This is a genomic window from Thermus caldilimi (genome assembly GCF_004684245.1).
In the GTDB taxonomy this organism is placed as follows: domain Bacteria; phylum Deinococcota; class Deinococci; order Deinococcales; family Thermaceae; genus Thermus; species Thermus caldilimi.
In genome coordinates, this window is the sequence record NZ_CP038452.1 from 126,853 (window position 1) to 151,142 (window position 24,290).

16 protein-coding genes and 3 pseudogenes are annotated in these 24,290 nt (G+C 66.1%); 12 read left to right on the forward strand and 7 right to left on the reverse strand.

Annotation, left to right across the window (positions count from 1 at the left end; all coding sequences use genetic code 11):
• Window positions 1-31 precede the first annotated feature (31 nt).
• The 5 genes and pseudogenes from EBI04_RS00620 (at window position 32) to EBI04_RS00640 (ending at window position 6,346) form a co-directional block, all read left to right on the forward strand.
• Window positions 32-1,051 carry a YibE/F family protein gene (locus EBI04_RS00620; RefSeq protein ID WP_135255607.1) on the forward strand — a complete coding sequence of 340 codons (1,020 nt, stop codon included), beginning with the start codon at window positions 32-34 and terminating at the stop codon, window positions 1,049-1,051.
• A gap of 24 nt (window positions 1,052-1,075) precedes the next feature.
• Window positions 1,076-2,208: pseudogene (locus EBI04_RS00625) on the forward strand (metallophosphoesterase family protein).
• Window positions 2,183-5,116: an AAA family ATPase gene (locus EBI04_RS00630; RefSeq protein ID WP_135255608.1), complete on the forward strand. Its 2,934-nt coding sequence runs from the start codon at window positions 2,183-2,185 to the stop codon at window positions 5,114-5,116. The pseudogene EBI04_RS00625 and the gene EBI04_RS00630 overlap by 26 nt, the downstream one beginning before the upstream one ends.
• Entirely contained in the window at window positions 5,107-5,268 is a 162-nt protein-coding gene (locus tag EBI04_RS00635) for a CBS domain-containing protein (protein WP_234557288.1), read from the forward strand. The genes EBI04_RS00630 and EBI04_RS00635 overlap by 10 nt, the downstream gene beginning before the upstream one ends.
• A gap of 88 nt (window positions 5,269-5,356) precedes the next feature.
• Window positions 5,357-6,346 (forward strand): pectin acetylesterase-family hydrolase, encoded by a 990-nt coding sequence (locus EBI04_RS00640; protein WP_135255609.1) that lies wholly within the window; start codon window positions 5,357-5,359, stop codon window positions 6,344-6,346.
• Here the strand turns inward: EBI04_RS00640 and EBI04_RS00645 are convergent.
• Together EBI04_RS00645 and recG are read right to left on the reverse strand one after the other, a co-directional pair.
• Window positions 6,330-7,076: a hypothetical protein gene (locus EBI04_RS00645; RefSeq protein WP_135255610.1), complete on the reverse strand. Its 747-nt coding sequence runs from the start codon at window positions 7,074-7,076 to the stop codon at window positions 6,330-6,332. The genes EBI04_RS00640 and EBI04_RS00645 overlap by 17 nt on opposite strands.
• Before the next feature lie 42 nt (window positions 7,077-7,118).
• Window positions 7,119-9,445: pseudogene (recG, locus tag EBI04_RS00650) on the reverse strand (ATP-dependent DNA helicase RecG).
• 15 nt (window positions 9,446-9,460) lie between these two features.
• Here recG and EBI04_RS00655 point away from each other — a divergent pair.
• The 5 genes from EBI04_RS00655 (at window position 9,461) to malQ (ending at window position 15,218) form a co-directional block, all read left to right on the forward strand.
• Window positions 9,461-10,675, forward strand: a complete 1,215-nt coding sequence (locus EBI04_RS00655; protein ID WP_135255611.1) for a M16 family metallopeptidase — start codon at window positions 9,461-9,463, stop codon at window positions 10,673-10,675.
• Window positions 10,665-11,885: a M16 family metallopeptidase gene (locus tag EBI04_RS00660; RefSeq protein ID WP_135255612.1), complete on the forward strand. Its 1,221-nt coding sequence runs from the start codon at window positions 10,665-10,667 to the stop codon at window positions 11,883-11,885. Before EBI04_RS00655 ends, EBI04_RS00660 begins: the two co-directional genes overlap by 11 nt.
• Window positions 11,875-12,735, forward strand: coding sequence for a DMT family transporter (locus EBI04_RS00665; RefSeq protein WP_135255613.1), 861 nt, complete (start codon window positions 11,875-11,877; stop codon window positions 12,733-12,735). The genes EBI04_RS00660 and EBI04_RS00665 overlap by 11 nt, the downstream gene beginning before the upstream one ends.
• 16 nt (window positions 12,736-12,751) lie before the next feature.
• Window positions 12,752-13,624 carry a 3-hydroxybutyryl-CoA dehydrogenase gene (locus EBI04_RS00670; RefSeq protein WP_135255614.1) on the forward strand — a complete coding sequence of 291 codons (873 nt, stop codon included), beginning with the start codon at window positions 12,752-12,754 and terminating at the stop codon, window positions 13,622-13,624.
• A 91-nt stretch (window positions 13,625-13,715) separates the two neighbouring features.
• Window positions 13,716-15,218, forward strand: coding sequence for a 4-alpha-glucanotransferase (gene malQ / locus EBI04_RS00675; protein WP_135255615.1), 1,503 nt, complete (start codon window positions 13,716-13,718; stop codon window positions 15,216-15,218).
• Window positions 15,219-15,258: 40 nt separating this feature from the next.
• On the opposite strand, the gene sucD is transcribed toward malQ, so the two are convergent.
• Window positions 15,259-16,125: a succinate--CoA ligase subunit alpha gene (gene sucD / locus EBI04_RS00680; RefSeq protein ID WP_135255616.1), complete on the reverse strand. Its 867-nt coding sequence runs from the start codon at window positions 16,123-16,125 to the stop codon at window positions 15,259-15,261.
• Complete coding sequence (gene sucC, locus EBI04_RS00685; protein ID WP_167481847.1) at window positions 16,122-17,258, reverse strand: ADP-forming succinate--CoA ligase subunit beta; 1,137 nt, start codon at window positions 17,256-17,258, stop codon at window positions 16,122-16,124. The genes sucD and sucC overlap by 4 nt, the downstream gene beginning before the upstream one ends.
• Before the next feature lie 98 nt (window positions 17,259-17,356).
• Between sucC and EBI04_RS13725 the strand changes: the two genes are divergently transcribed.
• Window positions 17,357-17,959, forward strand: a complete 603-nt coding sequence (locus EBI04_RS13725) for a hypothetical protein (protein WP_135255618.1) — start codon at window positions 17,357-17,359, stop codon at window positions 17,957-17,959.
• Window positions 17,960-18,017: 58 nt separating this feature from the next.
• Here EBI04_RS13725 and EBI04_RS00695 read toward each other — a convergent pair whose 3' ends face one another.
• The 3 genes from EBI04_RS00695 to EBI04_RS00705 form a co-directional block, all read right to left on the reverse strand.
• Window positions 18,018-19,025 (reverse strand): PIN/TRAM domain-containing protein, encoded by a 1,008-nt coding sequence (locus EBI04_RS00695; RefSeq protein ID WP_135255619.1) that lies wholly within the window; start codon window positions 19,023-19,025, stop codon window positions 18,018-18,020.
• Window positions 19,022-20,302: a DNA repair protein RadA gene (gene radA / locus EBI04_RS00700; RefSeq protein ID WP_135255620.1), complete on the reverse strand. Its 1,281-nt coding sequence runs from the start codon at window positions 20,300-20,302 to the stop codon at window positions 19,022-19,024. Before radA ends, EBI04_RS00695 begins: the two co-directional genes overlap by 4 nt.
• A gap of 76 nt (window positions 20,303-20,378) precedes the next feature.
• A complete protein-coding gene (locus tag EBI04_RS00705; RefSeq protein WP_135255621.1) occupies window positions 20,379-22,589 on the reverse strand; it encodes an ATP-dependent Clp protease ATP-binding subunit in 2,211 nt (736 codons plus the stop codon).
• A 169-nt stretch (window positions 22,590-22,758) separates the two neighbouring features.
• Here EBI04_RS00705 and EBI04_RS00710 point away from each other — a divergent pair.
• Window positions 22,759-24,278, forward strand: a pseudogene (locus EBI04_RS00710) (glycine--tRNA ligase).
• The last annotated feature ends 12 nt before the right edge of the window (window positions 24,279-24,290 follow it).

Sequence of the window (24,290 nt, forward strand, 5' to 3'; positions counted from 1 at the left end):
AATTTTCATCCGGGGCGGGTAGAGTGGGGCCATGCGCCTTGTATGGCTTTCCCTATGGTTGTGGCTGCTTTCCGCCTGGGCTCAAGGCGAGGGGGCTTACCTGGTGGGGCGGATCCTCTCCCTGGACCCCGGGAGGGGGGTGGCCCAGGTGGCCGTGGCGGGGACGCAGCGGGAAGCCCTTCTGCCCGTGGACGGGGGCAGGTACCGAGTGGGCCAACGGGTGGTCCTCTACCAGGAGGGCGGCAAAACCTACGTGACCGAGCCCGACCGCATCCCCTGGCTTTTTGGCCTTTTGGGCCTTTTCGCTTTCCTGGCCGCCCTCCTGGGCCGGGGGAAGGGAGTTAGGGGGCTTCTAGGCACCTTCCTGAGCCTTTTGGTGGTGGTCTACTTCGTGGTTCCCAAGGTGGCGGCGGGGGGGAATCCCCTTCTCTTCGCCTTCTTGGGAAGCGTGGGGGTGCTTCTTCTTACCGTCTACCTGGTCCACGGGGTAAACCGCAAGACCACCGCGGCCCTCTTGGGCACCCTGGCCTCGGTGGCCTTCGTCCTGTTCCTGGCGCTCTTCTTCACCCGGGGCATGGGGTTTACGGGCCTGGCCTCGGAGGAGGCCCTGCTCCTCCGGCAGTGGGGGGGTGTGGACCTCCTCTCCCTCTTCCTGGCGGGGGTGGTGGTGGGCACCTTGGGGGCCTTGACCGATGTGAGCGTGACCCAGGCGGCGGTGGTCCAGGCCCTGGCCCACGCCAACCCCCGCTTTGGCCTTGGGGAGCTCTACCGTAGGGGCATGGAGGTGGGCTACGACCACATCGGCAGCCTGGTGAACACCCTGGTCCTGGCCTACGCCGCGGGCTCCTTGCCCCTTTTCCTCCTCCTCACCAAGGACCCCACCCCCTTGCGCTTCCTCCTCAACACCGAGCCCTTTGCCGCCGAGATCGCCTCCATGGTGCTGGGCTCCTTGGGGCTTTTATTGGCGGTACCCCTCACCACCCTGATGGCGGCCTGGTTCTTCCGGGGGGGGAGAAGTGGGCCGCCCGAGGATCATGGCCACACCCATTAGGGCGGGGGGCCGCCGGCTGGCATAATGGGAGCCGTGCGCCTATTGCACACCGCGGACTGGCATCTGGGCAAGGTATTAAAGGGCGTGGACCGCACCCCCGAGATCGGGGAAGCGTTGAAAACCCTTCTGGAGATGGTGGCCAAGGAGGGGGTAGACCTGGTGGTGGTTTCCGGGGACCTCTTTGACCGCCCCCAGGTCTCCGCCGAGGCCGAGGCCATGGCGGTGGAGTTTTTCCTGCGCCTTAGGGAGCTTGGGGTTCCCGCCTTGGTCATCGCGGGCAACCACGACCCCAAGGAGCGCCTCGAGGCCCTCGCCCCCCTTTTCGCCCTGGCGGGGGCGGCGGTGCGGGGAAGGCCCCTTTTCCGGGAGGAGGGGGGGTGGTGGAGGTGGGAGGGCTCAGGGCGGCCCTTCTCCCCTTTGTATCCGAGCGCATCCTGGTGAAAAAGGTCCTGCAGGAGGCCGAGGAGCGCCACCGCACCTACGCGGAGGCCATGCGGCGGATCCTTGCCAACCTGGAAAGCCCCCTTATGCTGGGGCACTTTGCCCTGGAGGGGATTCGCCCGGGGGCGGGGGAGTTCGTCTTCCACCTCACGGGAAGCTACGCTGTTCCTCCTTCTACCCTCCCCCTGGGAGCCCGCTACGTGGCCTTGGGCCATATCCACCGCCAGCAACAGGTTTCCGAGGCCCCCGTGGCCTGGTATGCGGGAAGCCTCGTCCAGCTGGACTTCGGCGAAGGGGAGGAGGCGGAACGGGGAGCTTTGCTGGTGGAGGTGCCGGAAAGGGGGCCGGTGCGGGTCCACCCCATAAGGGAGCGCTGGGGCAAGCCCCTTAAAACCCTCCGCCTGAAGCCCGAGGAGCTGGACGCCAGGCTTTCCGAGCTGGAGCGCTTTCCCGGGTACCTCAGGGTGGTGGTGGAGGGCCGGCTTTCCCCGGCGGTGAAGGAGAGGCTCTTCCAGGGGCTCCCCCATCTCCTGGCGGTGGAAACCACGGGAGGGCCTGAGGACGGGGGGAATGGGACCTTGGCCCCAGAGCTGGGTCTGGTGGAGGCCTACGAACGCTACCTGAAGGAACGGGGGCGGGAGGAGGAAGGGCTTCTGGAGCGGTTTAACCAGGTGCTTAAGGAGGTGGAGCTTGAGGCCCTTGCGCCTGGAGCTTGAGGGGTTTGGCCCCTACCGGGAGCGGCAGGGGGTGGACTTCTCCGATGTGGAGCTTTTCGCCATCACCGGGCCCACGGGGAGCGGGAAGAGTACCCTCCTGGACGCCATGGCCTTTGCCCTCTATGGGGTGGTGCCCCGGGTGGGGCGGAATGTAGCCAGCCTGGTCCACCCGGGGGCTAGCGAGGCCCGGGTGCGCCTCACCTTCCAGGTGGGGGGAAGGGTCTACAGGGTGGAGCGGGTGCGGGGGAAGCGGAGCGAAGGACGGCTTTTTGAGCTGGGTCCGGTGGGGGAGCGGCTGTTACCCTTGGAGACCCTGGACGCCTTGAACCGGGCCTTGGAGGAGCTTTTGGGCCTCACCTACGAGGCCTTCACCCGGGCCCTCCTCCTTCCCCAGGGGGAGTTTGACCGTTTCCTTAAGGGAGAGGCCAAGGAGAGGCGCAGGATTCTCCTGGACCTCTTTGAGCTTACCCGGCTGGAAAGGGCCAGGGAAAAGGCGGCTTCCCGCAGGGCGGCCCTCCTGGAGGAGAAGGGCCGGCTGGAAGGGGAACTTGCGGGGCTTCTTGGGGTGAGCCTCGAGGCCAAGGAGGACCTGGAAAGGGCCCTGGCGGACCTAACCCGGGAGATCGCCCGCCTTCAGGGAGAGAAAAAGCGCCTGGAGGAGGGGATTGCGGAGCTCAAGGGCCTTCAGGCGCTTCTCCTCCGCAAAGGAGAGCTGGAAGGCCGTCTGGGCCGCCTGAAGGCCGAGGCTTCCCGCATGGCGGAGGTGGAGGAAAGGCTCAAGAAGGCCTCGGAGGCGGAGGTAGCCCTGCCTCTGTGGCAGGACTTGAGAAGGAAGGAGGAAGCCCTGGCGGCCACGGAGAGGGAGCTCCAAAGGGTGCGCGCCCGGCTTGTCCAGCTGGAAGGGGACCGCCGGGCCCTGGCCTTTGACCCCGAGGCCCTGAAGGAAGCGCAGAGGGCCCTTCTGCAGGCGGAGGGGCTAAGGGCCCTCGAGGCCCTTTGGCGGCGGGTGGGAGTGAAGGAGCACCTGGCTCCCAGGCTGGGCCTGGCTCCCGAGGCCTACGCGGAGGCCTTGGAATCCCTCCTCCAGGAGGAGGCCTATTTGGCGGAGAAGGAGCGAGAGCTATCCCGCACGGTGGAGGTGCAGGGGCGGTTAAGGGAAAAGGAAGAAGCCCTGAAGCGGGTTAGGGAGGCCCTGGCGGCCTTGGTGGAGGAGGGAGGGCGGGCCCGAGCCCAGGTGGAGGCCCTGGAGAGGGCGCTTAAGGGTGCGGAAGCCCACCGGCTTCAGCAGGAGCTGGAGGAGATCGGGAGGCAACGGGGGCTTTTGCAGGCGGAAAAGGAGCGCCTAGAGTCGGAACTCGCCCACCTGGCCCGGGAGGAGCGGCGGCTTGGGCTCCTGGCCTACCGCGACCTTTTGCGCCCGGGGGAGCCCTGCCCCCTTTGCGGCAGCGTGGTCCACGGCCTCCCCCTGGCGTTGGAGGGGCACGGGGCTATCGCCCTTAGGGAAAGGCGGGAGGAGGCGGAGAAGGCCTTGCGGGAGGTCCTGACCCGGCTTGGGGCTGTGGCGGAGGAGGAAAGGGCCAAACGTGAGGCCCTGGAGACCCTGGGTGTGGAGCCCATCCCTGGGGATCCCAAGGAGCTGGAGGGGAAGCTGCAGGAGGCGCAGGCGAGGCTTCAGGAGCTTAGGGAAAAGTACCGGGAAAAACAGGGAGAGGCCAGGGCCCTCGAGGAGGAGGTGAAGCGGCTTTCCCAGGAGAAGGAGCGTTTGCACCAGGGGTTTTCCCGCCTGGAGGAGGAGGTGGAAATCGCCTGGGAAAAGACCCGGGAAGCCCTGGCCTCCCTGCGCCGGGAGAAGGAGGCCCTGGCGGCCGGGCTTTACCGCCTGCTTTGGGAGAGGACGGGAGGCAGGCCGGTGCCGGAGCACATCGCGGCCCTTTCCCGGAGGGTGGAGGAGCTGGAGAAAAAGGAAAAGCAGGACCGCGATCTCGCCCGGGCCTGGGAGGAGGCCTCCCGGACCCTGGCGGGGCTTTTGGCCCAGGAGGAGGAGCAGCGAAAGGCCTTGGAGGAGGCCAAGGGCCGGGTGGTGGACCTGATGCCCGAGGAGGAGGCCAAGGTTCTTTACCTTCCCCCCAAGGAGCGGGAGGCCCTGGCGGAGAGGATCCGGGCCCACCGGGAGGAGCTTGCCCAGGTGGAAGCCCTCCTGGAGGAGGTGGAACGGGAGGCCAGGGCTCGCTTTCCTGGTTCCCTTCCCCCTTTGGCGGAAGTGGAGGCCCGCTTGCGCCGGGAAGAGGAAAGGCTTTCTGAGGTGCAGGGGAGCCTCGAGGCCAGGATGGGAGAAAAGGCCGTTTTGGAGGAGCGGCTTAAGGAGATGGGGGAAAGGATAAAGCGCCGCCGGGAGATGGAAGCCCGCCTGGCGGAGGTGGTGCGGGAGATGGACCTCTGGGAGAAGCTGGCCTTTGACCTCCAGCAGAATAACTTCCCCGCCTACCTCCTGGGCCTTAGGCAGAGGAACCTGGTGGAGCGGGCGGATGAGCTCATGGCTACCCTTTCCGCCGGACGTTACCGCCTGCGCTCCAAGGAGGACGAGTACCAGGTCCTGGATCTCTGGACCGAGGCGGTGCGCCCGGTAAAGACCCTTTCCGGAGGGGAGAGCTTCCTGGCAAGCCTCTCCTTGGCCCTGGCCCTTTCCGAAGAGCTTTCCCGGGGGCGGCTTGGGGCTTTGTTTTTGGACGAGGGCTTCGGTACCCTGGACCCGGAGACCCTGGAGGTGGTGGCGGGGGTGCTGGAGGCCCTTCCCACCCGGGGGCGGCTGGTGGGCATCGTCACCCACGTGGAGGCTTTGGCGGAAAGGCTTCCCGCAAGGCTCGTGGTGTGTAAGCATCCCTCGGGAAGCCGGGTGGAGTGGGCTTAGAGCTGCCGGTGATCACGGTAAACCCTGACCTGGGTGTGGAGTACGTGGCCCGGCTCTTCGCCAACACCGGCATCCGCCGCGCCCCCGTCATCCAAGGGGAGGTGATCGGCATCGTTTCCGTGACGGATATCCTACGCAAGGCGGTGTTCTAGAGGGGGTTTTGCCCCTGGGGCAGCCGGGAGGGCTACCCTTTCTTGACCTGGTTCAAGATTCCTTATACACTGCAGGCGGAGGTGAACAATGCGGCGGTTGCTCGCCTTGCTTTTACTTTTGGGTTTGGCCCTGGCCCAGGGCCTCGAGGCCCTCTGGAAGGCGGTGGAGGTGCCGGGGGGCGTATGCGCGGACGGCTCCCCTTATCGCTTTTACGTGAGCCCGGGAGATCCCAAAAAGGTGGTCATCGACTTCCAGGGGGGCGGGGCCTGCTGGGACGCCGCCACCTGCGGCCCGCAAAGCCAGACCTACCGCAAGCGGGTGGATGTTCAAGAGCTCCTCTTGGCCCAGGGCATCTACAACCGCATAAGCGTGGCCAACCCCTTCCACGGTTGGACCCATGTCTTTGTGCCCTACTGCACGGGGGATCTCCACGTGGGGCGGGCCACGGTGGACTACGGGGGCTTCAAGGTCCACCACCAGGGGGCCAGGAACGCCCTGGCAGCCTTGGAGTACGTCTTCCGCAACCACACCAATCCCGATCGGGTCTTCGTGACCGGGTGCTCCGCCGGGGCCTACGGGGCGGTCTTCTGGGCGGACAAGGTGCTGTCCACCTACAAAAACGCCCAGGTGGCCGTCTGCGGGGACGCCGGGGTGGGGGTGCGCACCCCGGACTTCCCTGGCTTCAGGGTTTGGAAACCGCGCCTGCCTGAGCTTCCTGGCCTTTCCCAAAACCCAGAGGTGGCCGAGATCTACCTGGTCCTGGCCAAAGCCTTCCCTAAGGCCCGTATCGCCCAGTACACCACCCTCCTGGACGGCACCCAGATCTTCTTCTACGGCCTCATGAAGGGGGAGCGGGCCCCCTCTGAGGCCACCGCCCGGGAGTGGGCGGAAGGCGCCATGAGGGCGGTCCTGGCCCCAGCCCAGGCGGAAAACTATACCTTCTACCTTGCCCCGGGTGGCCAGCACTGCATCCTGCCCCGGCCGGAGCTCTATACCTTGAAGGTGGGGGAGGTTTCCTTCCTGGAGTGGCTTAGGGCCCTGGCGGAGGGGAAGGCGGCGCCTAGGGTGCGTCCTTAAGGCCGAAGGCGGCGAACCAGGCCTTAAGCTCAGGGTATAGCTCCAGTAATATCCTGTGCCCCTTTTTCCGCTCCAGGGGGGCGGCCTCGAGGAAGGCCAGGAGGAGGCCGTCCCCCTTCCTTTCCAGGATTTCCCGGGACTTCAGCGTGAACTGGGCCTGGAACCAGAGGGCGCTTTTCAGGTTCCCCCGCCTCCTCTCGTAGGCGGAAAGGCTTCGCCTTTCCGGTTCCAGGAGGCCCAGGTAGCGGCTAAAGGCCAGGAGGGATTCCGCTAGATCCGGTCTGGCCTTGCCCAGGCCCAGGAGGAAAAGGTAGTTGGCGAAGAACTCGTCCAGCCACCTCACCCCCGTCCTCAGGTGCCAGGCCACCTGCAGGGCGTGGGCGTACTCGTGGCCCAGGTTCAGGTCCAAGAAGGAGGCGATTTCCATGGGAGGCGGTCCTAGGGGAAGCAGGACCTCTCGGAAACGGTGGAGGAGCCTTTCGGGGTAGGTGAGGGGAGCAAACAGGGAAAGCCTTCCCCCCTCGCTTCGTTGAAAGGCCAGGCCGTAGGGGTAGGGCACCAGGGCCCGCCAGTCCCCCTCGGAGAGCACGTAAAGGGTCACGGGGGGTACCGGGGCGTAGGCAGTGTAGGCCTCCCGCAGCTCCAGAAGGTAGCTTCGGAGGCTTTCGGCCCTAAGGACTCCCCCCTCGGAGGCGAAGGCGGGGATATGGGGATGGGGCAGGGCCTTCATCCCTCACCTCTTGGCGAGGATTTGCCCAGGCCCCGCCATTCCCTAGATGACCTCCCGGAAGCCGATGCGCTCCGCCTGGGCCCGGAGCTCCTCCTTAAGGGCCTGGTGCTGGGGCAGGGAAAGGTTGGGGTCCATCTCCAGGATGCGCTTGGCCAGGGCCCGGGCTTGCTCGATGACCTCGGTGTCCTGGGGGAGGTCCCCGAGCTTCAGCTCCGGGTAGCCGGACTGCCGGGTGCCCCTGAGTTCCCCAGGGCCCCTTAGCTTCAGGTCCATCTCGGCGATGTAGAAGCCGTCTCCCGATTCCTCCAGGACCTTAAGGCGCTTTAGGGTTTTCTGACTGGCTTCCCCGGCGATGAGGATGGCGTAGCCTTCAAGCCCCCCTCGCCCCACCCGGCCCCTAAGCTGGTGGAGCTGAGCCAGGCCGAAGCGCTCAGCGTTTTCCACGATGATGAGGCTGGCCTTGGGGATATCCACCCCCACCTCCACCACGGTGGTGGACACCAGGAGGTCAAACTCCCCCTTTCGGAAGGCTTCCATGACGCTATCCTTCTCCCGTGCGGACATCCTGCCGTGGAGAAGGGCCATGCGCACCTCGGGGAGAAGGCCCTTTAGCTCCTCGTAGAGGGCGGTGGCCGCCTTTAGGTCCAGCTCCTCCGATTCCTCGATGGCCGGGGCCACCACGAAGACCTGGTGCTCCTTTCTCACCTCCTCCCGGGCGAAGGCGTAGGCCTGGAGGCGGAGGCGGTGGGGGAGGACCTTGGTCTTAACGGGCTTCCTCCCCGGGGGCATCTCGTCCAGGATGCTGACCTCGAGGTCCCCATAAAGGGTCAGGGCCAGGGAGCGGGGGATGGGGGTGGCGGACATCACCAGCACATCGGGAGGGACCTTGGCCAGCTTCAGGAGGGCCCGCCGCTGCAACACGCCGAAGCGGTGCTCCTCGTCCACCACCGCCAGGCCCAGGTCCCGAAAGCCCACCCCCTCCTGGATGAGGGCGTGGGTGCCCACCGCCACCTGGGCCTCCCCGGAAAGAAGCCTCTCAATAGCCCCTTCCCTTTCCTTGGAGGTCATGGAGCCCAGAAGGAGCTCCACCCGCACCCCTAAGGGGAAGAGGTAGCGGGTGAGGTTCTGGTAGTGCTGCTTGGCCAGGATCTCCGTGGGGGCCATAAGGGCCCCCTGGGCTCCGTTCATGGCCGCCAGGTAGAGGGCGTAGGCGGCCACCACGGTCTTACCCGAGCCCACATCCCCCTGGAGGAGGCGGGCCATCTGCCTGGGGCTTTGCATGTCCTGGGCGATCTCCGCCATGACCCTTTCCTGGGCCCGGGTTAGGGGGAAGGGAAGGGCTTTCTTGAAGGTTTCCGTCCAGGTTTCCTCCACCGTAAAGCCTCGGCCCAGGACCAGCCCCCCGGCGTCCAAGAGAGCCTTTAGCTCCAAGAGCACGTACTCGTCAAACTTAAGGCGGAGGAGGGCCTTCCTCAGGGCCTCCTCGTCCTCAGGGAAGTGGATTTGGCGAAGGGCCTCGGAGTAGGGGAGAAGGCGGTGCTCCTCCCGGTAAGGCTCCAGGGGGTCGGGGAGAGGGAGGGCTGTTTCCAGGGCCCGGTGGACGGTGCGGCGCAAAAAGGCCTGTCCGATGCCCTCCTTGGCAGGGTAGATGGGCACGATCCGGCCCGTGGAGAGGGACTCGGTGCCCTCGTTCTCGAAGTGCTCCACGTAGAGCTGCACCCCGTTTCGCCTCTGTACCCTTCCCGTGACGATGAGGGTCTCCCCCTCCTGGATCTGGGAAAGGACCCAGGTCTGGTTGAACCAAACCAGGGTGATGCGAAAGCCCCAGGCATCCTGGGCCCTCACCTGCACCAGTTGCATCCCCTTCTTGGGGGTTCTCACCAGCTCCTTGCTCAAGACCTGCACGGAGAGGGTGGCCTTCTGGCCTTCCTCCAGGAAGCGCACCCCGGGGAGAGTCCTGCGGTCTTCATAGCGGCGGGGGAAGTAGTAGAGGAGGTCCCGCACCGTGTGGAGGGAAAGCTCCGTAAGCTTCTTCCGGCTCTGGGGGGGAACCAGGAGGTGGGCGGCGTCCTGGGGGTAAGGCGGCGGGACGGGGAAGGGGTGGGGGCCGCCTGGGCCCTGGAGGGAGGGGCCGCCAGGCCGTCTTTAAGGAAACGGATGGCCTCCGTCAGGATCTCCTTTCGCTCCTCCGGGGTCTTCTCCCCGTACCCCTGGAAGAGGTTCTGGAGCCTGGGGAAGGGTTTGGCCAGGTTCTGGATGAGGTTTTCCAGGCCTCCCACCACCACCTGGTCCCTGGCTCCATCCTTTAGCTCCCGCAGGATGGGCCTGAGGAGCCTTTCCCGAAGTTCCCCTTCCCTCACGCCCTCCATGATACCCTTAGGCCTGTGAGCCGCGTGGAGCGACTGCCAAATGGGCTTGTTCTGGCCCTCGAGGAGCGGGACTACCCCGGGGTAGCCTTCCAGCTACTGGTGCCCGCCGGGGCGGTGAACGAGCCCGAGGGGCTTCTGGGGGCCAGTACCCTCATGGAGGGCTGGTTGTGGAAGGGGGCTGGGGAGCTGGATGCCCGGGGCCTGGCCCAGGCCCTAGACGCCTTAGGGGTCAGGCGGCAAAGCGGGGCGGGGCTGGAGTACACCCTTTTTGCCGCCGCCTTTTTGCCGGAGGTGCTGGAGGAGGTTTTCCGGCTCTATGCCCTTCTTCTCTTGAATCCCCGGCTTCCCGAGGAAGGCTTTGAAGCGGTGAGAAGCGTGGCCCTGCAGGCCCTTCTTTCCCAGGAGGACCAGCCCGCCAGGAAGCTTTTCTCCGAACTCCGGAAACGGGTCTTCCTCTCCCCCCACGGCCGGGACCCCTTGGGGGAGGAAGCGAGCTTGAAACGGGCTACCCCTGAGGCGGTGCGGGAGGACTATCGGCGCCGCTACACCCCTAAGGGGGCCATCCTGGCGGTGGCGGGAGGGGTTTCCTGGGAAAGGCTTCTTGGGGCGGTGGAGCCCCTTTTGGCCTGGGAGGGGGAAGGGGCCTCCTACCCACCCCCCCTTCTTTCGGAGCCCCACTCCTTTGCCCTCAGGCGGCCTACGGCCCAGGTGCAAATCGGTCTGGCCTACCCCGACGTGGGGCCGGAGGACCCCCGTTTTTACGCGGCCAGGCTGGCCTTGGAGGTGCTTTCGGGAGGTATGAGCAGCCGCCTTTTCACCGAGGTGCGGGAGAAAAGGGGCCTGGTCTATGCGGTGAGCGCCTTCCCCGCCGGGGTGAAGGGCCAGGGCCTCCTCATGGCCTACGGGGGCACCACCAAGGAGCGGGCCAGGGAAACCCTAAGGGTCATGCTGGCCGAGATGGAGCGCCTGGCGGAGGGCGTCACGGAGGAGGAGCTTTCCCGGGCCAAGGTGGGTTTGAAGACCGCCTTGGTGATGGCGGATGAATCCATCCGTAGCCGGGCGGGTTCCATGGCCCGGGACCTCCACATGTTGGGGCGGATCCGGCCCCTTTCCGAGATCGAGGGGGCCATAGAGAACACGGGCCTCGAGGCGGTGAACGCCTTCTTGCGGGCGCATCCCTACCGCAACCCCTGGGTGGGGCTTTTGGGCGAGGTGGACGATGTTTTGTGAAGCGGAACTAAGGAATGGCCTGAGGGTCATCGCTGAGGTGGTTCCTGGGGCCCGCAGCGTGGCCTTGGGGTATTTCGTCAAGACCGGGGCCCGGGACGAGGCCCCCGGGGAGAGCGGGGTAAGCCATTTCCTGGAGCACATGGTCTTCAAGGGCCCCGAGGGGATGGATGCCCTTTCGGTGAACCTGGCCTTTGACCGCCTGGGGGCCCAGTACAACGCCTTCACCTCCGAGGAGGCCACGGTTTTCTACGGGGCTGTGTTGCCGGAGTTCGCCTTTCCCCTTCTGGAACTCTTTTCCAGGCTCATGCGCCCCGCCTTGCGCCAAGAGGACTTTGACACCGAGAAGAAGGTGATCCTGGAGGAGATCGCCCGTTACCAGGACCGCCCCGGTTTTATGGCCTACGACTGGGCCCGGGCTCGGTTCTTCGCCGGCCACCCCTTGGGGAATAGCGTGTTGGGGACGGGGGAAAGCATCACAGCCCTCACCCGGGACCAGATGGCCCAGTACCACGGAAGGCGCTACCTTCCTGGGAACATGGTCCTGGCCGCCACGGGAAACGTGGATTTCGGGGCCCTGGTGGCTGAGGCGGAAAGGCTTACGGAGGATTGGCCCTTGGGGGAGGCGGGAAGGGCCTACCCGCCCTTAAGCCCCGCCCAGGGGGTGGAGGAGCACCCCTACGAGAAGGCCCGGGCCCTCTATTTGGTGGGCCTTTTCCCTGGGGTAGGCTATCAGGCGGAGGAACGCTTTGCCGCCCAGGTACTGGCCCATCTTCTGGGGGAGGAGGGTTCGGGGCGGCTCCATTTCGCCCTGGTGGATACGGGCCTCGCCGAGGCGGCCTCCTTTGGCCACGAGGAGGCGGACCGGGCAGGCTTCTTCCACGCCTACCTGCAGGCGGACCCAGAGAACAAGGAGGCGGTGCTGGGTGTCCTTCAGGAGGAACTGGGCCGGATCGCCCTCAAGGGCGTGCGGGAGGAGGAGGTGGAGAGGGCCAAGACGCCCCTGGCCACGGCGCTGGTGTTTGCGGGGGAAACCCCCATGGGGAGGCTTTTCCACCTGGGGATGGAATACCTTTACACGGGGCGCTACCTTTCCCTTTCCGCGGTCAAGGAGCGGGTGAGCAAGGTGGAGGCCAAGGAGGTAAACGCCCTTTTGGAGAGGGGGTTTTTGCACCAGGGGCTCTACTATCTGGTGGGTCCTTATGGAACCTAAGGCCCTGGCAGCCGCCTTCCTCACCATCCTCTTCTGGGCCAGCGCCTTCGCGGGGATCCGCGCGGGTTTGCAGGGCCTGAGTCCGGGCCACCTGGTCCTCCTGCGCTTTTTGGTGGCCAGCGCCCTTCTCCTCCTCTATGCCCGGTTTCAGGGCCTCCGCCCCCCCAGGAGGGAGGACCTTCCCCGGCTTTTCCTCCTGGGGGTGTTGGGCATCACCGTGTACCACACCGCCTTGGTCTACGGGGAGCTTACGGTGAGCGCCGGGGCGGCGAGCCTCCTCATCGCCACGGGGCCGGTGTTTACCGCACTTCTCTCCTACTTCCTTCTCGGGGAGCGGCTTAAGCCCCTGGGGCTACTGGGATTTGCCCTGGCCTTCATGGGTTCCTTGTTCATCGCCTTTGGCGAGGGGGGTGGGGTGTCTTTGAGCCCGGGAGCTTTTTTGATCCTGCTTTCTGCCCTTTCCACCTCCTTGTACTTCGTCTGGCAGAAACCTCTTTTTGCCCGTTACAACAGCCGGGAGATGACGGTCTACACCATGGTGCTGGGTACGGTTCCCCTTCTCGTTTTCCTTCCCGGCCTGGGGGAGGCCCTTCGCGCCGCCCCTCGCCCGGCCCTTCTCAGCACCGTCTATTTGGGGATTTTCCCGGGTGCTTTGGCCTACCTCACCTGGACCTACGCCCTTTCCCGCACCCCGGCCTCCCGTTTGTCCAGCTTTTTGTACCTTTCCCCGGTCCTGGCCATCCTGATCGCCTACCTTTGGCTGGGCGAGGTGCCCTCCCCCTTATCCCTGGTGGGCGGGACCCTGGCCCTGATGGGCGTCCTTTTGGTGAACCTTAAGGGCGTAAAATAGCCCCCGAGGTGCCGGTATGGAGGTGAAGAAAATCGGCGTGGTGGGCGCAGGGCAGATGGGAAGCGGGATCGCCCAGGTGGCGGCCCAGGCGGGTTTTGAGGTGGTGCTGGTGGACGTGGCCGAAAGCTTCCTGGAAAGGGGCCTGAAGGCCATCCAGCGTTCCCTAGGCAGGTTCGTGGAGAAGGGGCGGATTGCCCCGCAGGACCTCGAGGCCACCTTAGGGCGGATCCGCTCCACCGTGGTCCTGGGGGACCTGGCGGAGGCGGACCTGATCGTAGAGGCCATCGTGGAGGACGAGGGGGAAAAACGCCGCCTCTTTGAGCGCCTGGGAAGCCTGGTGAAGCCCGAGGCGATTCTGGCCAGCAACACCTCTTCCATTCCCATCACCGCCTTGGCCCGCTACTCGGGTAGGCCCGAGCGCTTCATTGGCATGCACTTCTTCAACCCCGTGCCCGTCATGCAGCTGGTGGAGGTAATCCGGGGGGAGCTTACCTCCGAGGAAACCCGGGATGTGGTGGTGGAGGTGGCGAGGCGGATGGGGAAAACCCCCCTCGAGGTCCAGGACTACCCCGGTTTCGTTTCCAACCGCCTCCTCATGCCCATGATCAACGAGGCCATTGAGGCCCTAAGGGAAGGGGTGGCCACCAAGGAGGCCATCGACGGGGTCATGCGCCTGGGGATGAACCATCCTATGGGTCCCTTGGAACTTGCGGACTTCATCGGCCTGGACACCTGTTTGGCCATCATGGAGGTGCTGCACCGGGGCTTTGGCGACGACAAGTACCGGCCCTCCCCCCTTCTCCGCCGCATGGTGCAGGCGGGGCTTCTGGGTCGCAAGACGGGCCGAGGGTTTTACACCTACGACGAGAAGGGGAACAAGGTGGGCTAGACAGGGGCTTGCCCGGTTCCCTGGTGGACCCAAACCGCTTAGGCCCTGTCAGCCTCTGGAAGGGTTTCCAAACCTGGGGTAAACTGGGCCCATGGAGCTTCCGCGCGCCTACGGCCTGCTTCTCCACCCCACCAGCCTTCCCGGACCCTATGGGGTTGGCGTTCTGGGCAGGGAGGCTTTCGCCTTCCTCCGATTCCTGGGGGAGTTTGGGGCCCGCTACTGGCAGGTCCTGCCCTTAGGGCCCACAGGGTACGGAGACTCCCCCTACCAGTCCTTCAGCGCCTTTGCCGGGAACCCCTACCTCATCGACCTCCGCCCTTTGGCGGAGGCGGGGTATCTCCGCCTCGAGGACCCCGGTTTTCCGGAGGACCGGGTGGATTACGGCTGGCTCTACGCCTGGAAGTGGCCGGCGCTTAGGGAAGCCTTCCGGGGTTTCCAGGAGCGGGCTTGCCGGGAGGAAAAGGAGGCCTTCCAGGCCTTTCGGGACCGGGAAAGGAACTGGTTGGATGACTACGCCCTCTTCATGGCCTTGAAGGCCCACCACGGGGGCCTTCCCTGGAACCGCTGGCCCATGCCCCTACGCCTGAGGGAGGAAAGGGCTTTAAGGGAAGCGTCGTCGGCCCTCTCCCAAGAGGTGGTCTTCCACGCCTGGACCCAGTGGCTTTTCTTCCGGCAGTGGGGGGAGTTGCGGCGGGAAGCGGAGGCGTTGGGTCTTCAGGTGATCGGGGACATGCCCATCTTCGTGGCCGAGGACTCCGCAGAGGTCTGGGCCCACCCCGAGTGGTTCCACCTGGATGAGGAGGGAAGGCCCACGGTGGTGGCGGGGGTGCCACCGGATTACTTTTCGGAAACGGGCCAGCGCTGGGGGAACCCCCTCTACCGCTGGGAGGTGCTGGAAAAGGAGGGCTTCTCCTTCTGGATAGACCGCCTGAGGAAGGCCCTGGAGCTCTTCCACCTAGTGCGCATCGACCACTTCCGGGGCTTCGAAGCCTACTGGGAGATCCCCGCCTCCTGCCCCACGGCGGTGGAGGGACGCTGGGTGAAGGCCCCGGGGGAGAAGCTCTTTCAGAAGATTCAGGAAACCTTTGGCCGGGTGCCCATCTTGGCGGAGGATCTAGGGGTGATCACTCCCGAGGTGGAGGCCCTAAGGGACCGGTTTGGCCTTCCGGGGATGAAGGTCCTGCAGTTCGCCTTTGATGGGGGGATGGAAAACCCCTTCCTGCCCCACAACTACCCCTCCCACGGCCGGGTGGTGGTCTACACCGGCACCCACGACAACGACACCACCCTGGGCTGGTACCGCACCGCTACCCCCCACGAGCGGGCTTTCCTTGGGCGCTACCTGGCGGCGTGGGGGATTGGGTTCCACGGGGAAGGGGAGATCCCCTGGGCCCTCATGCACCTGGGGATGAAGTCGGTGGCAAGGTTGGCCGTCTACCCCGTGCAGGATGTGTTGGCGTTGGGAAGCGAGGCCCGGATGAACTACCCCGGCCGCCCCTCGGGCAACTGGGCTTGGCGGCTTAGGCCCGGCCAGCTCCTTGCCGAGCACGGGGAACGGCTTCGCTGGATGGCCGAGGCCACGGGCAGGGTATGAAAACACCCCACCCTGGCCAAGCCAGGGTGGGAGCCTTAATTTAGCCCAAGGCCTTTTTCACCAGCTCCACGATCTCGTCGATGGTGTCGGCCACGGGGATACCTGCCTCGGCGAAGGCCTTCAGCTTGGACTCCGGGGTGCCCACGTTCCCCATGATGATGGCCCCGGCGTGGCCCATGCGCTTGCCCTTGGGGGCGCTACGGCCGCCGATAAAGCCCACCACGGGCTTTTTCATGTTTTCCTTGATCCAGGCTGCGGCCTCCTCCTCGTCGGATCCCCCGATCTCCCCGATGAGGACCACGGCCTCGGTCTCGGGATCCTCGTTGAAGAGGGGGAGGAGGTCCTTAAAGGTGGTGCCGATCACCGGGTCGCCGCCAATCCCCACCGTGGTGGTGGTGCCCAGGCCCGCCTGGGAGAGGGCGGCCGCCGCTTCGTAGGTGAGGGTGCCGGAGCGGCTGATGAGCCCCACCTTGCCCCGCTTGAACACGTGGCCGGGCATGATGCCGATCTTGGCCTCTTCAGCGCTGATGATGCCGGGGCAGTTCCCGCCGATGAGGCGGCTTCCTAAGGCCTTGATCTCCTCCACCGCCCGCACCATGTCCAGCGTGGGGATGCCTTCGGTGATGAGGACGATGAGGGGGATGCCCGCGTGGGCAGCCTCCAAGGCGGCGTCCGCCGCCGCAGGGGCGGGCACGAAGATGATGGAGGCGTCGATGGGGTGGTGGGCCACCGCCTCCCTCACCGTGTCGTAGACGGGGAGGCCCAGGACCTCCGTACCTCCCTTGCCTGGGGTCACCCCCGCCACCACCTTGGTGCCGTAAGCGAGCATCTGTTGGGCGTGGAACTGCCCTTCCCGGCCGGTGATGCCCTGGACCAGGACGCGGGTTTCACGGTTTACCAGGATCACGCCGCACCTCCCACCATGGCCACGATGGCCTTGGCCGCTTCAATGGACGTGGGGTACATGTAGATGGGCTTGCCCTCGAGGAGCCTCTTGGCCTCCTCCTCGGCGGTGCCCGCCACCCGCATGACCACGGGCTTGGTGAGGAGGCCCTCCTCCAGGGCCCGGATCACCCCCTTGGCCACCTCGTCCGCCCGGGTGATGCCGCCGAAGATGTTGATGAAGACCCCCTTGACGTCCGGGTCCTTGAGGACCACCTTGAGGGCGTTGTAGACCACCTCCGCCTTGGCCCCGCCCCCGATGTCCAGGAAGTTGGCGGGCTTGCCGCCCACCCGGTTCACCAGGTCCAGGGTGTACATGACGAGGCCCGCCCCGTTGCCGATGATGCCGATGTTGCCCTGGAGCTTCACGTAGGCGAAGCCGTAGTTGCTGGCCTCCACCTCCAGGGGATGCTCGGCCTCGATCTCCCTGAGCTCCGCCAGATCCGGGTGGCGGAAGAGGGCGTTGTCGTCCAGGACGATCTTGGCGTCGGCGGCCACCACCTGGCCGTCCGTGGTGATGACCAAGGGGTTGATCTCGGCGATGGAGGCGTCCACCCCCTCGTAGGCCCGGTAGAGGGCTACCAGGACCTGGGCCAGCTTGTTGAGGTTGCCCTCGAGGCCCGCCCGTTTCACCATCTCCCGGGCCTCAAAGGCGCGGAAGCCCTTGTGGGGGTCGATCCAGAACTTGTGGATGGCCTCGGGGCGCTCGGCGGCCACCTCCTCGATGTCCACCCCTCCTTCCTTGGAGAGCATGAGGACCACCCGTTTCTGGGCGCGGTCCAGGATGAGGCCGGCGTAGTACTCCTTGGCGATGTCCACCGCCTCGGCCACCAGGACCTTCTTCACCGTGAGGCCCTTGATGTTCATGCCCAGGATGGCCTGGGCTTTCTCGTAGGCTTCCTGCGGGGTGTCCGCCAGCTTCACGCCCCCGGCCTTACCTCTCCCGCCCACGTGCACCTGGGCCTTGATCACCACCCGCCGGCCCAGCTCCTCCGCGATCCTTTTGGCCTCGTCGGGGGTGTAGGCCACCTTGCCGGGGGGCACCGGTACCCCGTAGCGGGCCAGGATCTCCTTGGCTTGATACTCGTGCAGGTTCAAGGTCCACCTCCCTGACCTTGGTCGGCCAAGGCCGAGGGGCATTATACCCTTCTCAGGAGCGGCTAGGCCCGGTAGCCTGGAGGGGAAAGAGGGCGCTCATGGCGGGCAAAGGCGGCGGTTGGGCCCTAGGGGTGGCGCTTGTGCTTTTGGGAGTTCTGCTCCTCCTCCAGAACCTGGGGGTGGAGCTTGGGCGGGTGCTCCTGGGCCTGGTGTTCCTGGGGGGTGGGGGAGGGTTTCTGGTGGCGTACCTCCAGGACCGGAGCCTCTGGTGGGCCTTGATCCCCGGTGGGGGCCTGCTGGGCTTGGGGCTGGCCCTGTTGGCGGGGGAAGCGGCCTGGGGTGGGGCGCTCTTCCTGCTGGGGGTGGGCTTAGGCTTCGCCGGGGTCTATGTGGCAGACCGGGGGCAATGGTGGGCCCTGATCCCTGGGGGGATCCTCCTCTCCCTGGCGGCGGTGGCCCTGGTGGAGGGGCTTTTTCCGGGCACGGACGCGGGTTTCCTGCTCTTCCTCGGCCTGGCCCTCACCTTCGGGCTTCTCTTCCTGCTGGGCCACCGCTGGGCCCTGTGGCCGGCCCTGGGGGTCTTGGTGCCCCTGGGCTTGGCCAGCGCCCCCTTGCGGAGCTTTCTCACCTACGCCCTGCCCCTGGTCCTTATCCTAGCGGGGGCCTACCTCCTTTGGCGGGGCTGGAGGCGGGCTTCCTAACCCACCCTGTGCGGGCGGAGGGGTCCAGAGGGCAGGGAAGGGCCCTTTAGGGGGTTCCTTAGGCTTCCGCGGCGGGCCGGGCGAAGAAGAGGCGCCCTACCTGGGTCTGGATGGCCTGGGTGACCACCACCTCGATCTCCTGCCCCCGGTAGCGGATGCCCCCGTCCACCACCACCATGGAGCCATCCTCCAGGTAGCCCACCCCTTGGTGGGGCTCTTTCCCCTCCTTCATGATCAGGAGCTTCAGGGTGTCCCCCACCTGGAGCTGGGGCCTTAGGGCCTGGGCCAGGGCCTGGACGGAAAGGGCCTTTACCCCGTAGATCCTGGCCATCTGCAAGAGGGCCAGGTCGTTGCTCACCAGGGCGGCGCCCAAGGAGCGGGCCTGGAAGAGGAGCTTTTCGTCGACGCTTTCCCCCTTGGGGATCTCCTCCAGCACCTCGAGGCCCGCGGTCTCCTTGAGCCGCTCCAGGGTTTCCAACCCCCGCCGGCCCTTGGCCCGCTTTAGGGGGTCTTGGCTATCGGCGAAGTGCTGGAGCTCCTTCAGCACGAAGTGGGGCACATAAAGGGGGCCTTCCAGGAAACCCGTGGCCGCCACCTCCGCCACGCGGCCGTCCACCAGGACGCTGGTGTCCAGCACCTTACCCCCCAGGGGTCGGGGTGGCTTTTGCGGTAAGCGCAAGTAGTCCTTGTACCCCAGGGCCAGGTAGCTGAAGAGCCCCACCAGGAACAGGGCCAAGAGGAGGCTATGGTAAGGGGAAAACCCTGGGATCTGGGAAAGGAGGCTGGTGAGGAGCACGGTAAAGAGAAGCCCCAGGGTAGCTCCCAGGGTCAGGGCCACCGGCAATTCCGGGGGAAGCTCCCTGAGGCGCCCAAGCCGCTTTTCCCAGAAGTTTTCCAGTCTGGGGGCCAGGAGAACCCCTGCCAGGAAACCTGCCAGGCTCAGATAGAGGCGGTTGAGGGAGAGGAGGCCAGCCGAGCGGGGAAGGAGGCCTAGGCCCTCCAGGGCCACCGCCAGCTGGTAGCCCAGGAAGGCGAAAAGGAGGTAGAAGAGGAGTTGGGGGCTCATCCCAGGTACTGCTCCACCGCTTTCCCCAAGGAGCGGGTGTTCCCCGGGTGCACAAAACGGGAAAACCCCGCCCGCTCCCCTTCCCTAAGCCGCCTTTCCAGTCCCATGACGCTTCGCACCTCGCCCAAAAGCCCCACCTCGCCCACCAGGGCGAGGTCCGGGGGTAGGGCCTTGCCCACCACCGCAGAATACACCGCCAGGGCCACCGCCAGATCTAGGCCTGGGTCCAAAACCCTAAGCCCCCCGGCCAGATTCACGTAGATGTCCAGGTTTCCCAAGGGGAGACCAAGCCGCCTTTCCAGGACTGCCAGGACCATGTCCACCCGCCTGGCGTCCAGGCCCTGCACCACCCGCCTGGGGGCGGGGAAGGGCGTCTTGGCGGCCAGGGCCTGGACCTCGAGGGCCAAGGCCCGTTCCCCCGCCAGGGCCAGGGCCACGGCGCTTCCCGGCACCCCCAAAGGTCTTTCTAGGAGAAAGGCCTCCGAGGGGTTGTTCACCTCCACCAAGCCCTCCTCCTCCATGCGAAAGACCCCGAGCTCCCCCACGGGGCCGAAGCGGTTCTTGGCGCTCCTCAGCACCCGGTAGACCCCGGCGGTTTCCAGGTAGAGGGTGGCGTCCACCGCGTGCTCAATGCTCTTGGGCCCGGCCACCACCCCCTCCTTGGTCACGTGGCCCACCAAAAGGGTGGTGATGCCTCCCTCCTTGGCCAGGCGCACGAAGGCATGGGTGGCCTCCCGCACCGCCACCAGGCTGCCAGGGCTTCCCCCCGCCTCGATGGTCTGTATGGAGTCCACAAAAAGCACCTCGGGAGGGTCCCGTTCCAGGAGGGAAAGAAGGGGTTCCAAGCGGACTTCCTTTAGGAGGAGGAGCTCTTCCACCCCGAGCCTCCTGGCCCGGAGCTTGATCTGGGCTGGGGACTCTTCCCCGGCCAGGTAGTAGACCTTCCGGGTAAGATGCTTGGCCAGCTCCAGAAGAAGGGTGCTCTTGCCCACCCCGGGTTCCCCCCCCAGGAGGACCACCTCCCCCGGCACGAACCCCCCGCCCAGGACCCGGTCCACCTCAGAAAGACCCGAGGAAAAGCGCTTCTCCTCGGCCTCGTTCACCTGGGAAAGGGGAATCGGCGAGGGGGCTTCCAGGTGGGCTTGGCGGGATGGGGCACGGGCGGGGGAGGGGGCTACTTCCTGGAAGCTGTCCCAGGCGCCGCAGGCCGGGCACCGCCCCAGGGGCTTGGGGGTGCGGTAACCGCATTCCACGCAGGCGTAGGAGGTCCTGGCCATGGGTTCAAGCCTCTAGGGGCCCAAGAAAAAGCGGCCCCCTCGGGAGGAGGCAGGGCCTTGGGATTCCTGGGAACATCTAGACCAAAAGCTCCTCCCCCTCCACCTCGTGGAAGGCCAGGTGCCCATCCTCCACGTTCACGTAGAGGTGACCGGTGGGCTTTTTGAGGAGGGCCAGGGAGAGGGGATCTTCGATGCGTTCCCGGATGATGCTCCGGATGGCCCGGGCACTCCCCGTCTTGGGGGCCTGCTCCACCACGAAGCGGGCCACCTCGGGGGAAAAGCGCACGATGATGTCCCGACCCTTGAGCTCCTTCTGGATGTCCTCCAGCATCATCCGGGCCACCTGCACCAGCTCTTCTTCCGTGAGGGGGCGGAAGCGGATGACCTCGTCCAGGCGGTCCAGGAACTCGGGGGTGAAGAGGGCCTTGAGGGGGGATTCCGTGTCCACTTCCTTGCTGGTGAAGCCGATGGCCGGGCCCACGTTGTAGCCGGTGTTGGAGGTCATGATGAGGATAACCCGGCGGAAGTCCACGGTGCGCCCCATGCCGTCCGTGAGGCGGCCTTCGTCCAGCACCTGTAGGAAGGTGTTGTACACATCGGGGTGGGCCTTCTCGATCTCGTCCAGGAGCACCACGCTGAAGGGCTGGCGGCGCACCGCCTCCGTGAGCCGGCCCCCCTGCTCGTAGCCCACGTAGCCCGGAGGGGCCCCGATCAGCTTGGAGACGGAGTGGGGCTCCTGGAACTCGGACATGTCAAAGCGGATGAGGGCCCTTTCAGAGCCGAAGAGGACCTCGGCCAGGGCCTTGGCCAGCTGGGTCTTGCCCACCCCGCTTTGCCCCACGAAGAGGAAACTGGCCGCCACCCGGGTCCTCCCCCCAAGGCCCACCCGGGCCCGACGGAGGGCGCTGGCCAGGGCACGGATGGCCTCCTCCTGGCCCACCACCCGCTTTCTGAGTTCCTCCTCGAGGCGCATGAGCTTCTCGTCGTCCTTGTCGTCCACGTAGACTCCGCCCCAGGAGTCCACCACCGCCTCGATGTCCTCCCGGGTGACCATGGGGGTTCCGTCCTCCTCCTCGGCCACGGGGAGGCCCAGGGAGGCGTTGAGGCGCACCCGGCTCGCCGCCTCGTCGATGAGGTCGATGGCCTTATCGGGGAAGTTGCGCCCGGGGAGGGAGCGGATGCCGATCTTCACGGAAAGCTCCAGGATCTCGTCGGGGATGATGACCCCGTGGTGAGCCTCGTAGCGGGGCCTTAGCCCTTTCAGGATCTCCAGGGTCTCCTCCGGAGAAGGCTCCAAGACGATCACCGGCTGGAAGCGCCTCTCCAGGGCGGCGTCCTTCTCGATGTAGCGGTGGTACTCCCCCGTGGTGGTGGCTCCGATCACCTGGATCTCCCCCCGGGCCAAGGCGGGCTTCAGGATGTTGGCGGCGTCCAAGGTGCCCTCTGCCCCCCCGGCCCCGATCAGGGTATGGAGCTCGTCGATAAAGGCGATGACCTTGGCGTTCTTGAGTTCCTCAATGATCTGGCGGAGGCGTTCCTCAAACTCCCCCCGGTACTTGGTGCCCGCCACCACCCCCGCCAGGTCCAGGGCCACCACCCGCGCCCCCTTGAGGATGGGGGGTACCCGGCCCTCCACGATGGCCTGGGCCAGGCCCTCCACGATGGCGGTCTTGCCCACCCCAGGGTCCCCGATGAGGACCGGGTTGTTCTTGGTGCGCCGGGCCAGGATCTGGATCACCCGGTTGATCTCCTCCTGCCGGCCGATCACCGGGTCCAGCTTGCCTTCCCGGGCTTCCTTGGTGAGGTCGCGGCCGTACTCGTCCAGGAAGGGGGTGTTCACCGGCTTTTCCCGTTCCCGGCCCTCGGCCATGGAGAGGATACGCCAGCGGATGGCGTCCACGTCCTTGGCGAAGTGGGAAAGGATGCGGTAGGCGATCCCGTCCCCCTCGCGGATGATGCCCAGGAGGATGTGCTCGGTGCCGATCACCGGGGCCCCCATGTTGCGGGCCTCGGCGCTGGCCAGCTCCATGACCCGCCTGGCCCTGGGCGTAATGGCAGGGGGTTCTCCGGTGCGGCTTCCCTCCCCGCGGCCCACCAGCTCCTCCACCATACGGCGCATGGCCTCGAGGCTTGCCCCGTACTCCTGGAGGATGCGGGCCGCGGTACCCCCCTCGCGCATCAGGCCCAGGAGGAGGTGCTCTGGGCCGATCATGGAGTGGCCTAAGCGGCTCCCCTCCTCCCTTGCGTAGTGAAAAACCAGCCTGGCGCGATCGTCGTACCTGTTCATGCTCCCCTCTTCCCACATTCTAGCCTAATGGAGCCCGCGGTGGAGTTTGCGCCTGGGATTACCTTGGCCTTGGGGAAGGTCCTTGGCCGGGGCTGCCAGGAGCAAAAAGGGCCCAGCATCCGGTAAGATGCCCTTTAACCGGGGGCCAAGCCCCCTTTCGGGAGGGACGATGCCGGCGAGTAGTCTTGATGAACTGGTGGCGCTTTGCAAACGCAGGGGGTTCATCTTTCAGGGCTCCGAGATCTACGGGGGCCTCCAGGGGACCTACGACTACGGTCCTTTGGGGGTGGAGCTCAAGAACAACCTGAAGCAGGCCTGGTGGCGCAGGAACGTCTACGAGCGGGACGACATGGAGGGGTTGGATGCCAGCATCCTCACCCATCGCCTGGTCCTCCACTATTCCGGCCACGAGGCCACTTTTGCCGACCCCATGGTGGACAACCGCCTCACTAAGAAGCGCTACCGCCTGGACCACCTCCTCAAGGAACAACCGGAGGGGCTCCTGGGGCGGCTCTACCGGGCCATGGAGGTGGAGGAGGGTAACCTTCATGCCCTGGTCCAGGCCATGATGCAGGCCCCAGAAAGGGCTGGGGGGCCATGACCGCAGCTGGGGTGCTGGATCCCGCCACCTTGGAGCCTGGGGACTGGACCCCGCCCCGCTACTTCAATATGATGTTCAAGACCTACGTGGGCCCGGTGGAGGACGAAGCTTCCCTGGCCTACTTGCGCCCAGAAACGGCCCAGGGCATTTTCATCAACTTCAAGAACGTCCTGGATAGCACCAGCCGCAAGCTCCCCTTTGGCATCGCCCAAATCGGCAAGGCCTTCCGCAACGAGATCACCCCCAGGAACTTCATCTTCCGGGTGCGGGAGTTCGAGCAGATGGAGATCGAGTACTTCGTCCGCCCGGGGGAGGACGAGTACTGGCACCGCTACTGGGTGGAGGAAAGGCTTCGCTGGTGGCAGGAGATGGGCCTGAGCCGGGAGAACCTGGTCCCCTACCAGCAGCCCCCCGAGGAGCTTGCCCACTACGCCAAGGCCACGGTGGACCTCCTCTACCGCTTTCCCCACGGCCTCGAGGAGCTGGAGGGGATCGCCAACCGCACGGACTTTGACCTGGGAAGCCACACCAAGGACCAGGAGGAGCTTGGCATCAGCGCCCGGGTGCTGAAAAACGAGCACTCCACCGCCCGCCTCGCCTACCGCGACCCCGACACCGGGAAGTGGTTCGTGCCCTACGTGATCGAGCCCTCCGCGGGGGTGGACCGGGGGGTCCTCGCCCTCATGGCCGAGGCCTTCACCCGGGAGGAGCTTCCGAGTGGGGAGGAACGCATCGTCCTCCGGCTCAAGCCCCAGCTCGCCCCCATCAAGGCCGCGGTCATCCCCCTGGCCAAGAACCGCCCGGAGATCACCGGCTACGCCAAGGCCCTGAAGGCCCGCCTCCAGGGCCTGGGCCTCGGGCGCATCCTCTACGAGGACACCGGCAACATCGGCAAGGCCTACCGCCGCCACGACGAGGTGGGCACCCCCTTCGCCATCACCGTGGACTACGACACCATCGGTCAGAGCAAGGACGGGACCACCCGGCTCAAGGACACGGTCACGGTGCGGGACCGGGACACCATGGAGCAGATCCGGCTTCACGTGGACGAGCTGGAAGGGTTTTTGCGAGAGAGGCTCAAGTGGTAAACTAAAGAACAA

Coding starts and splice junctions, on each gene's coding strand:
- EBI04_RS00660 (WP_135255612.1), top strand. CDS start 10,665: ATGTTTTGTGAAGCGGAACTAAGGAATGGCCTGAGGGTCATCGCTGAG.
- radA (WP_135255620.1), bottom strand. CDS start 20,302: ATGGCCAGGACCTCCTACGCCTGCGTGGAATGCGGTTACCGCACCCCC.
- EBI04_RS00670 (WP_135255614.1), top strand. CDS start 12,752: ATGGAGGTGAAGAAAATCGGCGTGGTGGGCGCAGGGCAGATGGGAAGC.
- malQ (WP_135255615.1), top strand. CDS start 13,716: ATGGAGCTTCCGCGCGCCTACGGCCTGCTTCTCCACCCCACCAGCCTT.
- EBI04_RS13725 (WP_135255618.1), top strand. CDS start 17,357: ATGGCGGGCAAAGGCGGCGGTTGGGCCCTAGGGGTGGCGCTTGTGCTT.
- EBI04_RS00665 (WP_135255613.1), top strand. CDS start 11,875: ATGGAACCTAAGGCCCTGGCAGCCGCCTTCCTCACCATCCTCTTCTGG.
- EBI04_RS00620 (WP_135255607.1), top strand. CDS start 32: ATGCGCCTTGTATGGCTTTCCCTATGGTTGTGGCTGCTTTCCGCCTGG.
- EBI04_RS00640 (WP_135255609.1), top strand. CDS start 5,357: ATGCGGCGGTTGCTCGCCTTGCTTTTACTTTTGGGTTTGGCCCTGGCC.
- EBI04_RS00705 (WP_135255621.1), bottom strand. CDS start 22,589: ATGAACAGGTACGACGATCGCGCCAGGCTGGTTTTTCACTACGCAAGG.
- EBI04_RS00695 (WP_135255619.1), bottom strand. CDS start 19,025: ATGAGCCCCCAACTCCTCTTCTACCTCCTTTTCGCCTTCCTGGGCTAC.
- EBI04_RS00645 (WP_135255610.1), bottom strand. CDS start 7,076: ATGAAGGCCCTGCCCCATCCCCATATCCCCGCCTTCGCCTCCGAGGGG.